At 68.2% G+C, this 14673-nt stretch carries 13 protein-coding genes; 7 read left to right on the top strand and 6 right to left on the bottom strand.

What is annotated here, in order from left to right; translation table 11 throughout:
• The first annotated feature begins 41 nt into the window (after nt 1–41).
• From ACPCXD_RS15765 to ACPCXD_RS15745, 5 genes are all read left to right on the top strand, one after another.
• The gene (locus tag ACPCXD_RS15765) at nt 42–404 is read left to right on the top strand and encodes a PadR family transcriptional regulator (RefSeq protein WP_016691962.1); all 363 of its coding nucleotides are present in this window, start codon (nt 42–44) and stop codon (nt 402–404) included.
• A complete protein-coding gene (locus ACPCXD_RS15760; RefSeq protein ID WP_423660251.1) occupies nt 404–1756 on the top strand; it encodes a permease prefix domain 1-containing protein in 1353 nt (450 codons plus the stop codon). Before ACPCXD_RS15765 ends, ACPCXD_RS15760 begins: the two co-directional genes overlap by 1 nt.
• A gap of 48 nt (nt 1757–1804) precedes the next feature.
• The gene (locus ACPCXD_RS15755) at nt 1805–2737 is read left to right on the top strand and encodes a LysR family transcriptional regulator (protein ID WP_026061793.1); all 933 of its coding nucleotides are present in this window, start codon (nt 1805–1807) and stop codon (nt 2735–2737) included.
• Between the two features lie 154 nt (nt 2738–2891).
• The gene (locus ACPCXD_RS15750) at nt 2892–4229 is read left to right on the top strand and encodes an MFS transporter (protein ID WP_423660248.1); all 1338 of its coding nucleotides are present in this window, start codon (nt 2892–2894) and stop codon (nt 4227–4229) included.
• A gap of 2 nt (nt 4230–4231) precedes the next feature.
• Complete coding sequence (locus ACPCXD_RS15745) at nt 4232–6130, top strand: FAD-dependent monooxygenase (protein ID WP_423660246.1); 1899 nt, start codon at nt 4232–4234, stop codon at nt 6128–6130.
• Nucleotides 6131–6199: 69 nt separating this feature from the next.
• On the opposite strand, the gene ACPCXD_RS15740 is transcribed toward ACPCXD_RS15745, so the two are convergent.
• Together ACPCXD_RS15740 and lhgD are read right to left on the bottom strand one after the other, a co-directional pair.
• On the bottom strand, nt 6200–6859 hold the full coding sequence (locus ACPCXD_RS15740; RefSeq protein ID WP_085470453.1) for an SDR family oxidoreductase: 660 nt from the start codon (nt 6857–6859) through the stop codon (nt 6200–6202).
• 88 nt (nt 6860–6947) lie between these two features.
• Nucleotides 6948–8144 carry an L-2-hydroxyglutarate dehydrogenase gene (gene lhgD, locus ACPCXD_RS15735; RefSeq protein WP_160874951.1) on the bottom strand — a complete coding sequence of 399 codons (1197 nt, stop codon included), beginning with the start codon at nt 8142–8144 and terminating at the stop codon, nt 6948–6950.
• Nucleotides 8145–8354: 210 nt separating this feature from the next.
• Here lhgD and ACPCXD_RS15730 point away from each other — a divergent pair, with 210 nt between their 5' ends.
• Nucleotides 8355–9155, top strand: a complete 801-nt coding sequence (locus ACPCXD_RS15730) for a DUF5602 domain-containing protein (RefSeq protein WP_160874752.1) — start codon at nt 8355–8357, stop codon at nt 9153–9155.
• 73 nt (nt 9156–9228) lie between these two features.
• Nucleotides 9229–9684, top strand: coding sequence for an SRPBCC family protein (locus ACPCXD_RS15725; protein ID WP_160874750.1), 456 nt, complete (start codon nt 9229–9231; stop codon nt 9682–9684).
• Nucleotides 9685–9737: 53 nt separating this feature from the next.
• Here ACPCXD_RS15725 and ACPCXD_RS15720 read toward each other — a convergent pair whose 3' ends face one another.
• The 4 genes from ACPCXD_RS15720 to ACPCXD_RS15705 all read right to left on the bottom strand — a co-directional run bounded on the left by ACPCXD_RS15720 (nt 9738) and on the right by ACPCXD_RS15705 (nt 14619).
• On the bottom strand, nt 9738–10841 hold the full coding sequence (locus tag ACPCXD_RS15720; protein WP_160874748.1) for a glycosyltransferase: 1104 nt from the start codon (nt 10839–10841) through the stop codon (nt 9738–9740).
• A 3-nt stretch (nt 10842–10844) separates the two neighbouring features.
• Complete coding sequence (locus ACPCXD_RS15715) at nt 10845–12002, bottom strand: helix-turn-helix transcriptional regulator (RefSeq protein ID WP_160874746.1); 1158 nt, start codon at nt 12000–12002, stop codon at nt 10845–10847.
• A gap of 148 nt (nt 12003–12150) precedes the next feature.
• Nucleotides 12151–13347, bottom strand: a complete 1197-nt coding sequence (locus tag ACPCXD_RS15710) for an FAD-dependent monooxygenase (protein ID WP_160874744.1) — start codon at nt 13345–13347, stop codon at nt 12151–12153.
• An 84-nt stretch (nt 13348–13431) separates the two neighbouring features.
• Entirely contained in the window at nt 13432–14619 is a 1188-nt protein-coding gene (locus ACPCXD_RS15705; RefSeq protein ID WP_423660405.1) for an MFS transporter, read from the bottom strand.
• Nucleotides 14620–14673: the final 54 nt, after the last annotated feature.

The raw sequence follows: 14673 nt of genomic DNA, 5'->3' as shown, positions 1-14673 counted from the left end.
GGGTCACCGTTATCCATAGAACTTCTAGGTATGAGGACGACATGTTCATCGAGAAGGATCTGGTGGCCGCGTCCGCCACCCCGCTCGTGCTCGGCATCCTCGCCGAGGGCGAGTCGTACGGGTACGCGATCATCAAACGCGTCAACGAGCTGTCGCAGGGCCGGATGCAGTGGACCGACGGGATGCTCTATCCCCTCCTGCACCGTCTCGAGCGGGCGGGGCACGTGTCCGCCGCCTGGCGTGTCGCCGACAACGGCCGCCGTCGCAAGCACTACGCCATCACCGATGCGGGCCGCGAGGTCCTCGCCGAACGGGCGGCGCAGTGGACGGTCGTCGCCGAGGCGCTGCACCAGGTGTGGCAGTCGGCCCAGTTGCCTCCCGCCGTCGCGCCGGGGTGGTCGTGATGACACTCGACGCACCTCTCGAGGACCGGATCGCCGGCTGGCGCAGCTACGTCGCCGACCATCGGGTCATCTCGTCCTCGGACATCGACGAGATGGAAGATCATCTGCGGGAACAGATCTCGGATCTCGTGTCGGTCGGACTGTCGGCCGACGAGGCATTCCTCGTCGCGGTCGGCCGGATGGGCGGTCTCGACGAGATCTCCCGCGAGTTCGCCCAGGAACACTCCGACCGGCTGTGGAAACAGCTCGTCCTCTCGGGTGGTGGCCGCGATGAGGAATCCGGAACCCCTCGGCGCCGTAGGGAACTCGCGGTCGTCCTCGCCTGCACGCTCGGTGCCGGTCTGGCCGTCCGGGCCGGATTCGAATGGCTCCCGGAGACCGCGCTGGTGCGCAACGCCGCCGTGCTCGTGCTGCCCTTCCTCGCACTGTACTTCGCGTGGAAGCGGGAGATGAGCGCGAAGAGCAGTGCGCTCCTTGCTGTTCCGTTCGTCCTCGCGGCGATCGTGCTCAACGCCTTCCCGTTCGAGCCGGGCGGCGCCACCGAAATCATCGCGGCGATCCACGCCCCGGTCGCCCTGTGGTTCGTCGTCGGAGCGGCCTACGTGGCGGGGCAGTGGCGATCCCATCGCCGTCGCATGGACTTCGTGCGTTTCACGGGGGAGTGCGCCGTGTACCTGGCGCTGCTCGCGCTCGGAGGTGGCGTGCTCATGGGGCTGACCGCGGGTGCCTTCAGCGCCCTGGGAATCGATATCGAACCGTTCTTCGAACAGTGGATCGTCCCGTTCGGGCCGGCCGGAGCGATCGTCGTCGCGGCCTGGCTCGTCGAGGCGAAACAGCAGGTCGTGGAGAACATCGCACCCGTTCTCACCCGGGTGTTCACGCCCGTCACGATCCTCATGCTGGTCGCGCTGTTCGTCGCGGTGATCGCGTCCCACAGCGTCCTCGACGTCGACCGGGGCCTGCTGATCCTCATGGACCTGATCCTCGTGCTCGTCCTCGGGCTCCTGCTCTACTCGATCTCCGCCCGCGACCCGCACGCCGCACCGGACGTCTTCGATCTGCTGCAGGTCGTGCTGATCGCCGCGGCGCTCGCCGTCGACCTGCTGATGCTCACCGCGATGGCCACCCGCATCGCCGAGTTCGGTTTCACCGCCAACAAGGTCACCGCCCTCGGCCTGAACCTCGTCCTCCTGGTGAACCTCGTGTGGGCGGCGTGGCTCGGCATCTCGTTCCTGCGGGGTCGCTCCGGTTTCGCGGCGGTCGAGCGCTGGCAGATGCGCTACCTGCCCGTCTACTGCGGGTGGGCGGCACTGGCGGTCGTCGCGATCCCGCCGCTCTTCCGGTTCGTGTGAGCGCTTCCGCCCGCAAGAGCGGCCGGGACCCGGGACTACGGTAGGACCATGCCCAGGACGGACGCGGTGCCCACGTACACGATGAGGCAACTCGCCGCGTTCGTCGCCGTCGCCGAGTGGGGCACCATCACCGCGGCCGCCGACGCGATGCACATGTCCCACTCGGCGCTCTCGTCCGCGATCACCGATCTGGAGAAGGCTCTCGCGGTCAAGCTCCTCGTCCGACAACGCGCGCGGGGCGTCAAGCTCACACCGACCGGTCACGCGGTGCTCGAGCGGGCGAAGATGCTGCTGCACCATGCGAGCGAACTCGAGAGCGACGCGCGGTCGGAGGCGGGCGACATCGTCGGTCCGGTGGCGGTGGGGTGTTATCTCTCCCTCGCGCCGACGCTGTTGCCCGCCCTCATCGCCGAGTTCACCCGCGCCCATCCGCGCGCCGACGTCGATTTTCGCGAGGACACCCAGAACCGTCTGCGGATGTTGCTCGACTCGCACGAGCTCGACGTGGCCTTCCTCTACGACCTCGATCTCGAACCGGGACTCGAGACGGTCACCCTCGACGTGCGCGAGCCGATGGTGCTCGTCTCGGCCGACCATCCGCTCGCCGGGGCCTCGCAGGTACGCCTGCGCGACCTCGCCGACGAGCCCATGGTGCTCCTCGACGCCCCGCCGAGTTCGGGCCACGCCCTGCGGGTGTGCGCGGAGGCCGGCTTCACCCCGTCCATCGCATACCGGACGCAGACCTTCGAGACGGCACGATCGTTCGTGGGGCGCGGACTGGGGTGGACCCTGCTCGTGCAGCGACCCGCTGTCGACGTCACCTACGAGGGCCGGAAACTCGTCCTGCTGCCCGTCGTCGACCCGACTCCGGAACCGGTGCCGGTCGTGCTCGCGTGGCGCAAGGACGCCCTTCCGAGCCGTGTTGCCCAAACTTTCACGGACTTCGTCGTCGATGTCGCGAGGACCTCGCAGGCACTCTGACGTGGCCGAACGGCCCCATCCACGGAATTTCCGGGGATATTCACCGACTTTGTGCGCTTTGCAAACGATGTGACCGCTCTCATGATTGGTCCCACTGCGTCCGAACGCTCGTTAATCGGATGCCTCGGATCGACCGCCGGAGAGGGCACTGAACATGACAGTCCTTGACTCGACGCCGCAGACGTCGGCAAGAGCCGCACGCAAAGCCGCGCTCGGCAGCTTCGTCGGTACCGCCATCGAGTGGTACGACTTCTTCATCTACGGCACCGCCGCGGCGCTCGTGCTCGGCCCGCAGTTCTTCCCCGGCTCGTCCGAGGTCGCCGGAACTCTGGCCGCCTTCGCCACGCTCGCCGTCGGCTTCATCGCGCGCCCCATCGGCGGCGTCGTGATGGGCCACTTCGGCGACCGCATCGGCCGCAAGTCCATGCTCGTCGTCTCGCTGCTGCTGATGGGCTTCGCGACCGTGGCGATCGGCGTGCTCCCGAACTACGCGGCCATCGGCGTCGCGGCACCGATCCTGCTCGTCGCCCTGCGATTCATCCAGGGTCTCGGCGTCGGCGGTGAGTGGGGCGGAGCGGTGCTCGTCGCCACCGAGAACGCCCCGGCCGGCAAGCGCGGCCTCTACGGCGCGGCACCGCAGATCGGTGTGCCGGCCGGTGTGCTGCTCGCGAACCTCGTCTACCTGCCGCTGACCGCCTTCCTCAGCGAGGAGACCTTCAACGCGTGGGGCTGGCGCATCCCGTTCCTCGCCTCGGCGGTGCTCGTCTTCGTCGCCATGTGGATCCGCCTGGGTCTCGAGGAGAGCGAGGAGTTCAAGGCCGCCAAGGACGCCGCCGCGGCCGAGGAGAAGCTGCCGATCCTCGAGGTGCTCACCCAGCACTGGAAGACCGTGCTGCTCGCCGGTGGCACCTTCATCGCCACCAACGGCATCGCCTACGCCTACATGGTCTACGTCCTCAAGTACGGCGAGGCCACGCTCGGGTTCAGCAAGACCACGATGCTCGCGCTGCTCATCGCCTCGTGCCCGTTCTGGATGGCCGGCATGGCCTTCGCGGCCTGGCGCTCGGATCTCGTCGGACGCCGCACCGTCTACATCCGGTCCTCGGCCGGCCTGGTCGTCGCCGCCGCCCTGTTCTTCCCCCTGATGGACACGGCGCTCCTGCCGGTCATGCTCCTCGCGATGGTCGGCCTCGGCTTCACCCTCGGCTGCTGCGCCGGTCCGCAGTCGGCACTGTTCGCCGAACTGTTCCCCGCCAAGATCCGCTACAGCGGTGCGTCGCTCGGCTACCAGGTCGGCGCGATCCTCGGCGGCGGTCTCGCACCGATGGTGGCGACCTCCCTGTTCGCCGCGACGGGCACCTCGATGTCCATCACCGGTTACTTCGTGCTGATCGCGCTGATCAGCCTCATGAGCATCCTGCTGCTGCGCGTGCCGTCCGCCGGGCACGCGAACACCACCGACTCCCGCCGTTCTCCCGAGGAAGGTGCCTGATCATGTCGACCTACTACCAGCCGCCCAAGTACCCCGCCTCGAAGTTCGAGTCGATGACTCCCGCCGACGAGACGCTGCCCGTCGTCGTGGTCGGTGCCGGACCGGTCGGCATGGCCGTCGCCCTCGGGCTGGCCCAGCGCGGTGTGCCCGTCACCATCCTCGAGGCCGCCGATCAGGTGTCCTTCGGCTCGCGTGCCATCTGCATCTCGCGCCACAGCCTCGAGGCCGCCGCCCGCCTCGGCTTCGGCGACGAACTCGAGAAGATCGTGCTGCCGTGGGTCGGCGGTCGCAGCTTCTACCGCGACCAGCAGGTCCTGCACTTCCAGATGCCGCAACGTGACTTCGACGTCCGCCCGCCCATGATCAACGTCTCCCAGTCGGAGTTCGAGCAGATCATGGTCGACACCATCGAGCAGAACCCCCTCGTCACCCTGCACTGGCAGGCGCCGATCGCCGGGATCCTGCGCGGCGAGGACGAGGTCACCCTCGAGGTCGACACCGCCGCCGGCAAGCGGCACCTGCGCGCACGCTGGGTCGTCGCCGCCGACGGTGGCCGCAGCCGCATGCGCGAACTCGCGGGCCTGCGTCTGCAGGGCACCAGCTACGAGGGCCGCTACGTCATCGCCGACATCCACTGGGAGTCCGATCTCCCCGCGGAGCGCATGGTCTGGTTCGACCCGCCGAGCAACCCCGGCTCGACGATCATCATGCACAAGCAGCCCGGCAACATCTGGCGCATCGACTACCAGCTCGACCCGTCCGAGGACGCCGAGATCGAGACGCAGGAGGAGGCGATCCGCGCCCGCATCGCCAAGCACCTCGACTGGCTGCAGAACGACCTGCCGTGGACCCTCGAGTGGAAGGGCTTCTACAGCGCCCGCGCACTCGCCCTCGACGAGTTCACCCACGACCGTCTCCTCTTCGCCGGTGACGCGGCCCATCTCGTGCCGATCTTCGGTGTGCGCGGGCTCAACTCGGGCATGGAGGACGCCGAGACCCTCGCGTGGCAGCTCGCCGCGGTCGTGAACGGCAACGCCGAACCCGCCCTGCTGACGGCGTACTCGTTCGAACGCCACAACGCGTGGGAGCAGAACGTCGCCAACGCCGGCAAGTCCACGCTCATCATGAGCCCCGGCAGCCACGGCTACCGCACCACGCGTGACGCGATCCTCACGCTCGCCGTGGGACGCCCCGAGTTCGGGCACCTGATCAACCCGCGTCAGTCCAGCGCCACGCACGCCCGACTGTCGCCGCTGACCTGGTCGGTCGCCCCCGGCACCGAAGGTGTGCTCCCGGGCGATCCCGTCGAGGACCGCCGGATCCGCATCGCCGGTCGCGAGACGTCGCTGAACGACGCGCGCGGCACCGGCTTCGCCGTGCTCGGGGTCGGCCTCGACGCAGCGGGCTCGGCCGCCCTCGCCGCCGCCGCGAACGGCCTTGCGCAGGCACTCGCACCCGAGAGCGTCGCGGCCCTCGCCGTCGACAGCGCAGAGGTGGACGGTGTGACACTCCTCGACGCGCCCGATCTCGTCGAGGCACTCGGCGCGACGGCCGGTGAGGCCTTCGTGATCCGCCCCGACGGTCTGCTGCTGTGCCGTGTGCCGGTCGCCGACCTGGACGGTGTCGCCGCGTCCCTGCGCTCGGGTGCCGCCCCGGCCGGCGCGGAACTCCCGGCCCGGCCCGCCGAGCAGGTCACCGAGGACGACCAGCGTCGTGAGAACGTCTGGCTCGGCCTGTCGACCGCCCTGGACCAGGCCGCCGAGGAGGACCGCGAGGGCTTCCTGACGCGACTCGCGCTGGTGCTCGGCTCGCAGGTCGACCGCCGGCAGTTCGAGGAGGCCATCGCGGCGGCCGCGGACACCTCGCCGCTGCGCGTGGAGGAACTCGCCCCGCAGGCCTGAGCGATCACATCGCTCGTATGTCCGCCCCCGGTTGCCCCCTGCTACCGGGGGCGGACTGCTGCGCGGGAACTACCGCAGCGCGTCGAGTGCCTCGTCGATCGGGACGTCACCGTTGTTGAACTCGATGGTGCGTCCCACCGTCCCCGGCCGCTCGAGCACCGCTGCGGCGACGGCCGCGACGTCGGCGCGCGAGACCTGTCCCTTGTCGCTCGCCCCGTGCCCCTCGATCTCGATGCGGCCGGTGGGCGGGTCGAGGGTCAGTGCGCTCGGACCGAGGATCGTCCAGTCGAGGTCGGTGCCCCGCAGATGGGCGTCCGCGGCCGACTTGGCCTCGGCATAGGCGTAGAAGCTGTTGTCCTCGGGGACGCCGTGGTCGGGGCGGGCCCCGAAGTACGACACCATCACGTACCGGCGCACCCCGGCCTCCTGCGCGGCGGTCATCGAGGCGATCGCCGCGTCGCGGTCCACCGCGTAGGTGCGTTCGGGATTCCCTCCGCCCGCGCCCGCGGACCAGACCACCGCGTCGTGTCCGCGCAGCAGCTCGGTGATCTCGGCGATGTCCATCTTCTCGACATCGGCGACGACGGGCGTGCCACCGGCAGCGCGCACATCGTCGGCGTGATCGGGATTGCGGATGAACGCACTGGTCTCGTGACCGGCATCGGCCAGCAGCCGCTCGAGATGCAACGCGACCTTGCCGTGTCCTCCGAAGAGTGCGATTCGTGCCATGGAGACCTCCTGACGATGAAGTGGTTCCCGTGCAGCATGCCCGGAACCGGTCACCGCGAACCGTGACGTCCGCCGCCGGGTGACCCGATCAGGCGATGCGTTCGAGTGCGCGGTCGACGAGATACTCCGCGATCGCCATCGACGAGGTGGCCCCGGGCGACGGGGCGTTGCGCAGGTGCACGACCCGTCCGTGCCCGGTGACGACGAAGTCGTCCTCGAGACCTCCGTCGGAGTTCATCGCCTGGGCGCGGATGCCGCGCGGACCCGGCCGCACGTCGTCGACGGTCAGCCCGGGCATGTACGCGGCCGCATCGGCGACGAACCGTCGAGTGCTGCTCGCCGTGCGCAGTTCCCGGCCCGCTGCGGGCAGGTTGTGGGCGGCGAACCGCCAGAAACCGGGCCAGGCGACGGCGTCGCGCAGATCCCGCCACGATCCGCGCCCGCCGCGATAGGCCTCGCGGCCGGGGGAGAGGAAGGCGTTCGGTCCCACCATCACCTCACCGTCGATCCGGCGGGTGAGATGCACACCGAGGAACGGATAGCGGGGGTCGGGCACCGGATAGATCAGCCCGCGCACCTTCGCCGCCGCGTCCGGTTCGAGCAGCAGGTAGTCGCCGAGGAACGGGACGATCCGCGGGTCGCGGGTGTCGCCCGAGGTGTGGGCGAGACGGTCGGACTGCAGTCCCGCGCACGTGATCACCAGGTCGAAGGCCAACTGATCGCCCGGGATGTCGACGACGACCTGCTCGCCCGCCTCGCGGATCGCCGTCACGGCGGTACCGGTCCGCACCGTGCCACCCGCGGCGACGACGTCGTCCGCGAGCGCGCGGGTGACGGCGACGAAATCGATGATCGCCGTGTGCGGGGAGTGCAGGGCTGCGATCCCGACGGCGTGCGGTTCGATCGCGGTGATCTCGTCGGCACCGATGCGCCTGATGCCGGGGACCCCGTTCGCCGTGGCCCGCGAGAAGATCGCGTCGAGCCGGCCGAGTTCCGATTCGTCGAGGGCGACGACGACCTTGCCGCATTCGTCGTAGGGCAGGCCCTTGTCCGTGGTGAACGTCTGCAACAACTCCACACCGCGCCTGCACAACCGCGCCTTGAGGCTGCCGGGCGTGTAGTAGAGGCCGGCGTGGACGACGCCGCTGTTGTGCCCCGTCTGATGCGCGGCGAGCCGGTCCTCCTTCTCGAACAAGGTCACGTCGGCGTCGGAGAGAGCGAGTTGCCGGGCGGTCGCGGCACCGATGATCCCTCCACCGACCACCGCGACGCGAAGGTTGCGAATACTCAAGTGCCGCTCCCTGTTCTCCGCGGATCGTGACGTCCGTCCGCAGTCCGGCGAGTATATGTCGCGACGCTGTGACGACGGGCTCTTCTGTCGGATCGCTCGGCGAAATCCCCCGAGTGAGGGATGGCCGAGGTCACGAACACCGGCCGAGACTGGATCCACGGAATGGAGAGGTTCACCGAGAACCCTCGTCGATCGGATAGTGCCATGAAGAAACATCGTTCATCTCGTTCCATCGCAGTACTCCTCGCCGCGTGCGTCGCCGTGGCGGTCGGCGGCGTGGCGTCGGCGGTGCCCACACCTGCCCACCTGCACTTCGGTCAGGCCGTGAGCGTCGGTGACGGAACCGCGCGTGCGTATGCCACCGTCGACGAGAACGGTGCCCCGACCGCCGTCGGTATCCGCTTCTCGCCGGCGGCCCTCGACGGACTGCCCGATGTCGACGGGATGTACATGCTGCACCTGCCCGTTCAGGCATCCGACACGGTGTTCGACCACGTCATGCTGAACTGGAATCCGCGCGGACACGATCCGACCGTGTTGTTCGGGAAGCCCCATTTCGACATGCACTTCTACATGACCGACATGGCGTCGATCGAAGCAATCGACCCGGCCGCACCGGATTACGCCGCTCGCGCCGAACGATTCCCGGACCCGAAGTACATGCCGAGCGACTACGTGACCCCGCCGGGGATGCTCGCATCGCAACTCGCGGTGCCGTTGATGGGTGTGCACTGGCTCGACATCACGGAAGGAATGGTCCCGGGTGTCTACGACTTCACCGAGACCTTCGTCAACGGATCGTGGGACGGCGACTACACGTTCATGGAGCCGATGATCACGCGGGAGTGGTTGCTGACCCGTCCGACGATCCGCGAACAGATCAAGTTGCCGGCCGCCTATCAGCACTCGGCCTGGTATCCCACCGTCTACAGCGTCGGATTCGACGAGCAGGCGCAGGAATACGACATCGCCCTCGGAGGGATGGTCCCGCGTCAGGCATCCTGACGCATTGTTCATGAAAACCGTTGCAGTACACCAGTAACAGTAACTACGACACCGATCCGAACGGAGGAAAGTCATGCCCGTAACCGAGGAATCCGTCGTCATCGACAAGCCCGTCGACGAGGTCTTCGCCTTCTTCGCCGACCCGGAGAACGCTCCGGTCTACATGACGAACGTCATGGACTACGAGCTGGTCTCGGGTGAGGGCGGCAAGGAGGGATCCGTCTCGCGCGCCACCGTCAAGGTTGCCGGACGGCGGATCGAACTCACCGAGGAACTGGCCCGGGTCGAGCCCGGCAGAGCCCAGCACCGCCGCAGTGTGAAGAGCCCGATCCGGTACGAGACCGTCTATCGCTTCGAGCCGGTGGAGACGGGAACCCGCGTCACTTTCCACCAGGACACCGAGGACGTCGGGAACTTCTTCGGCAGGTTCACCCAGCCGGTCGTGGAGAAGCTGTACGCGCGCGATGTGCGGAACAACCTCGAACATGCGAAACAGCTTCTGGAGGAGGGAGATGCGATCGAAGGGTGATGCGGAGGATCGACCGGCACCTACCGGACAGGTGCCGGTCCTTCGCGTGTTCGTCAGTGGTCGACGAGCGTCAGCACCCGGTCGGCGGCAGCCGATGCACCGTCGACGGTGCGGAGCCGGGCTCCGAGTTGTGTTGCCGCCGTGCGATGACCGTCGTCGGTCAGCAGACTCGCGAGAGCCGCGCGTATCTGCTCGGGCGAGGCGGTCTTCCGCAGGCGGATGCCCGCCCCGGTCTTCGCGACCTCACGACCGATGATCGCCTGATCCGTCACCGCCGACATGGGCATGATCAGTATCGGAAGTCCGTGTGCGAGAGCCCGGAAGGCCGTCGCGTGCCCGCCGTGCCCGACGACCGCCGAGCAGGTCGGCATCAGTTCGTGGTGCGGGACGTACCGATGGACGGTCGCATTGGGCGGTACACGCAACCCGGTGGGATCGATCGCCGGCCCGGTCGTGACGACGAACTCCGCGTCCATCTCCGCCGCGGCGTCGAAGATGTTCTGGTAGGTGCGGCGCTGGCCGGGGAAACCGGCGGTGCTCAGGCTGACCAGCACGCACGGCGGTGTTCGTCCGACCGCCGCGGCCCTCGCGTCGTGAATCGCACCCGTCCATACGATCGAGCCGTCCGTGCGCCGTCGCGCGGCCGGGTCGAGCATTCGGTCCGAGCACACGAGTCGCATGTCGGCCTGTTCCCACAGTCGCTTCGGCCCCAGGCCGCGTAGTCGCGAACCGATCCCGAACGGTCCGTGCCGGAATGCGCCGTCGAATGCGGCGAAGAAGGAATGGAACAGCACCACGTGCGGCACCCCGGTGCGCGCCGCAGCGTCCTGGGCGTTGAACAGCATGCAGTCGACGATCACCAGATCGGTCGGCTCCCGGGTGATCTCGTCCTCCACATCCCGCGCGACGGCAGGGTCGGTCATCATGGCGTAGGCCATGGTCAGCACTTTCGGGGTGCTCAGTTCTACGTGGGGAGTCCAGGTCGGCGAGTGCCGGTAGCCGCAGAAGACGAGACCGGCGTCCTCCGCGACCTTCCGTTGCGATTCATGACCGAGAACCCGAACGTGATGTCCGCGGCGGTGCAACTCGCATCCGAGTGCTGCTTCGGGCGGGTAGTTCCCACCGCCTTCCAGGGTGACGATCAGGATGCGTGCCACGGTTCACCTCTTCCGATGTGCACCGACCGGGTCGTTCGTCGGCGCCGGTTTCTCGACGAACCACCCATCCGGCCCGATCTCCGTACCGATCCGGGGGAGGCAGTGCGTGAAGAACAATCGTGCGACGAGTTCCTGGCGACTGTTCACACCCGTCTTCGCATAGATGCTCTTCAGATGGTCCTGCACGGTGTACGGACTGATGAACAGTCCACGGGCGATCTCGGTGCGTGTCTCTCCCGCGAGAACACGGGCGAGGACATCGGTCTCCCGTTCCGTGAGACCGTGCAGGGCGGCGGTGAGAGCCACGAGCTGACCGGGTTGTGCGGGTTCGATCGCGACGACGATCCGGGCCGATTCTCCTCGGCCGTCCAGTAACCCGGCCCGCAGGACGAGCCACTGACCGTCCTCCGTACGGACACGGACGACGCGCGCAGCGGAACCCTCGTAGCGGAAACGGACGGCGACCACCACGGCGGGGAGCATGAAGGAACCTTCGGCGCCGAGGCGCTCGAGATACTCGACCGCCTGGGGAGTGGCCGATTCGATCTCGTTGTCCGCGCCCACCACCACGACCGCGGGACCGGAACCGCCGGACGAGATGTCCGCCGCGAGTCGAGGGGATTCGCGGAGCAACGACAACCGCAGTCCGTCGCTGATCTCGCCCACGCATCCTGCGAGGGCTGCCACATCGTCGGCGTCGAAGCGCCGGCCGGGGCCGCGCATGAGAGTGCCGCCGCCCCAGACGCGACCGTCACGGCCCCGGAAGACGAGGCGCACCTCGTCGTCCATTCCCTGCGGTTCGAGGACCTCGCTGTAGGGCAGGGAGTCGCGGATGTCGCCGTCGATCGCCTCGCGGATCGTCTGCACACCGGTCCGCGTCCGGGCGAGCCTGCGGTAGGTGTTCGCGAAGGGCGACGTGCCGTACTCGATGTGCGCCACCGTCTCCGCAGCACGTCCGGCGGGGGCAGCGGCATCGACCATGGTCACGGCCGTGAACAACATGCTCGCCGGATCGACGAGGGCGATGCATCCGATGTCGAAACGGATACGCCGCCGGATCGTGTCGAGGACGGCCTGCCGGAACTCGGCCGGATCGGCGGTTCCGAGTGCGATGTCCCGAACCTCGCTGCGGAGCGCCGACGCCTGCCGTGACGCGGTCATGTTCTCAGTATGTGCTGGTCACGCTCGCTCCGGCACCCTTCGGCGCGGGATGAACGGCGCATATACGGCGAATGCCGTCCCCGACCGGTGGATCGGGGACGGCATTGTCCGGAACGGGACGAATTCCTCTGTGGCGCTGTGTGAGTTCTCAGCGGTTGCGGTCGGAGCTGTAGCCCCAGAGCCAGTCGGTGTACTTGTAGCTCGAGGTGTCGCGGGTGCGGAACAGCTCGTTGCGGGCCTCGCGACCGGCACCGTCGAGGTGCCACAGGTCGCCCCACATGCGTCCGGTGGTGAGGATGCGGTTGCAGCGCGGTGCGCGTTCGGCGTTGACGTCCTTCAGGATCTTCGGCCAGTTCGCGCTGTCGCCCTGCAGGTCCTCGGCAGCGTAGTCGGCGAAGCACTTCGCATCCTCGAGCGCCATGACGGCACCGGAGGCGAGGTACTGCAGCGGCGGGTGCGCGGCGTCGCCGAGCAGGATCATCCGGCCGTCGACCCAGTTGTCGATCGGGTTGCGGTCGAACATCGGCCACCAGCGATCGGTCCACAGGTACTTCAGTGCGGTCTGCACGCTCTCGTGGCAGTGGTCGTAGGCGTGCGCGAGTTCCTCGGGACTGCCCCACTTCTCCTCACCGCGGAGGAATGCGGGGGACTGGAAGACCGCCACCTGGTTGAGCATCTCGCCCTGGCGCAGCGGATACTGGATGAAGTGGCAACGCGGGCCGATGTAGCCCACGACGTCCTCGATCTCTTCCTCGAGCGGAACCTCGTTCATCGGGAAGGTGCCGCGGAAGGCGACGTAACCCGAGCCGACGGGCTGGTCGTCGGACAGCTTCGGACGCAGGCGCGAGTGCAGGCCGTCCATGCCGAGTGCGACGTCGCCGACGTGCTCCTCACCGTTCTCCAGGATCACCCGCACGGTGTCGCCCTCGGTGACCACGTCGGTCACCGTGGAGTTCGTCCGCAGATCCGCTCCGGCCTTGCGGGCCGCCTCGACGAGCACCGAGTGCAGATCCGAGCGGTGCACGACGAAGTACACACCGCCGTAGTGCTGCTGGTAGTCGCGTCCGAGATCGACCTTCGTGAGGATCTCCGCGGTCACGGCGTCACGGAAGACGAGGTTCTTGGGCAGCACGCCCTTCGCGATGACCTCGTCGTAGACACCGAGCGACTGCAGGATGCGCGAGCCGTGCGGGCCGATCTGGAGTCCTGCGCCCACCTCACCGAACTCGGGGGCACGCTCGAACAGCGTGACCTGGGCGCCCTTCTGCGCGAGAGCGAGGGCATTGGCGACACCGCCGATGCCGCCACCGGCAATGAGAACTCGAGCGTCCTTCAGATCGGACATGACACTCCTTCGGATCGTGTGAAGCAGAGGGGAACGGGGCGCGGTCAGCGCGTATCGATCGCGGCGCGATCGACCGCGGTGTGATCAGTGAGCGGAGGCCGGGCGGAGCGATTCGTGGCGTGCGGGGAACTTCTTCCAGATCACCGTCAGCAGCAGCGACGAGATCAGGGCGCTGACACCGAAGAGGACGAAGTTCGAGTGGGCACCGAGGCCGGCGGCGAGCAGCCAGCCACCGATCTGCGGGGCCGCGACGGCACCGATGCGTCCGACGCCGAGGGCCCAGCCGAGGGCGGTACCGCGCAGGTGGTCGGGATAGTAGGACGCGACCGCGGCGATGATCAGTGCCTGCGTGCCGTGGGTGCCCACACCTGCGAGGACGAAGATCAGGTAGACCGCGGCGACCGGCGGGTCGAGCAGCAGGGTCAGCAGGGCGACGCCGGCGATGAGCGCGGCGATGATGCTGGTGGGGACCGAACCCCAGCGGACGCCGCCCCAGGCGGTGATGAACGAACCGGCGACGGCGCCGAGGTTCAGGGCCAGGGAGAACGTGAGGGCGTTGCCGAGATCGGTGCCCTCGCCCTGCATGAGCTTGGGCAGCCAGGTGCCGAGGCCGTACCAGGCGAGCAGGGTCACGACGGTGACGGCCGCGAACATGATGCTGATGGTGCGGAAACGCGAGCCGAGCAGTTCCTTGAAACCACCCGCGGAGTTGTCCGGATGGGCGTTCGAGACGGCGTGCTTCGGCAGCACCTTGATCGCCAGCGGGACGAGGACGAGCAGGGGGATCAGCGCGAAAGCGAACATCGGGCGCCAGCCCCAGTTGGGGATGACCGGGATGCCGATGAGGGCGGCGATCGAGCCGCCGATCGGGACGCCCGACATCATCATCGTCGCGACCGCGGCGCGCCACTTGTCCGGCACCAGTTCGGCGGCAAGAGCGTTCGACGTCGGTACGAGTCCGCCGAGTCCGATACCGGCGACGAGGCGCAGGAGACCGAAGATCACGGGCCCGGGTGCCACCGCGCACAGGGCGGTGAAGACGGAGAGGACGACGACGCAGCCGATGACGGCGTTCTTGCGTCCGATCGCGTCGGAGAGCCGGCCGGCGAGGACCGCGCCGATCATCATGCCCACGAACGCCAGGCTTCCGAGGGTACCGGCGGTGGAGGCGCTGATGCCCCACTCGCCCTGGAGGCTCGATATGACGTTGCCGTAGACGATGAGGTCGTAGCCGTCGAACACGACGAACAGCCAGCAGACGATCACCGCCATGACGTGAGCACGGGGGAGTGTGATGTTGCCTCCGGCCCGCGTCGGTGAAGCCTC

The organism is Rhodococcus sp. AB351, from assembly GCF_049538275.1.
Classification (GTDB): domain Bacteria; phylum Actinomycetota; class Actinomycetes; order Mycobacteriales; family Mycobacteriaceae; genus Rhodococcus.
Note: the sequence above shows the minus strand (reverse complement) of the source record. Positions and strands in the feature narration are given on the sequence as shown.

Bases quoted from the DNA above. Each gene is read 5' to 3' on its own strand.
- ACPCXD_RS15745 (WP_423660246.1), top strand. From the start codon at position 4,232: ATGTCGACCTACTACCAGCCGCCCAAGTACCCCGCCTCGAAGTTCGAG.
- ACPCXD_RS15750 (WP_423660248.1), top strand. From the start codon at position 2,892: ATGACAGTCCTTGACTCGACGCCGCAGACGTCGGCAAGAGCCGCACGC.
- ACPCXD_RS15705 (WP_423660405.1), bottom strand. From the start codon at position 14,619: ATGGCGGTGATCGTCTGCTGGCTGTTCGTCGTGTTCGACGGCTACGAC.
- ACPCXD_RS15765 (WP_016691962.1), top strand. From the start codon at position 42: ATGTTCATCGAGAAGGATCTGGTGGCCGCGTCCGCCACCCCGCTCGTG.
- ACPCXD_RS15730 (WP_160874752.1), top strand. From the start codon at position 8,355: ATGAAGAAACATCGTTCATCTCGTTCCATCGCAGTACTCCTCGCCGCG.
- ACPCXD_RS15760 (WP_423660251.1), top strand. From the start codon at position 404: ATGACACTCGACGCACCTCTCGAGGACCGGATCGCCGGCTGGCGCAGC.
- ACPCXD_RS15710 (WP_160874744.1), bottom strand. From the start codon at position 13,347: ATGTCCGATCTGAAGGACGCTCGAGTTCTCATTGCCGGTGGCGGCATC.
- ACPCXD_RS15740 (WP_085470453.1), bottom strand. From the start codon at position 6,859: ATGGCACGAATCGCACTCTTCGGAGGACACGGCAAGGTCGCGTTGCAT.
- ACPCXD_RS15715 (WP_160874746.1), bottom strand. From the start codon at position 12,002: ATGACCGCGTCACGGCAGGCGTCGGCGCTCCGCAGCGAGGTTCGGGAC.
- ACPCXD_RS15725 (WP_160874750.1), top strand. From the start codon at position 9,229: ATGCCCGTAACCGAGGAATCCGTCGTCATCGACAAGCCCGTCGACGAG.
- ACPCXD_RS15755 (WP_026061793.1), top strand. From the start codon at position 1,805: ATGCCCAGGACGGACGCGGTGCCCACGTACACGATGAGGCAACTCGCC.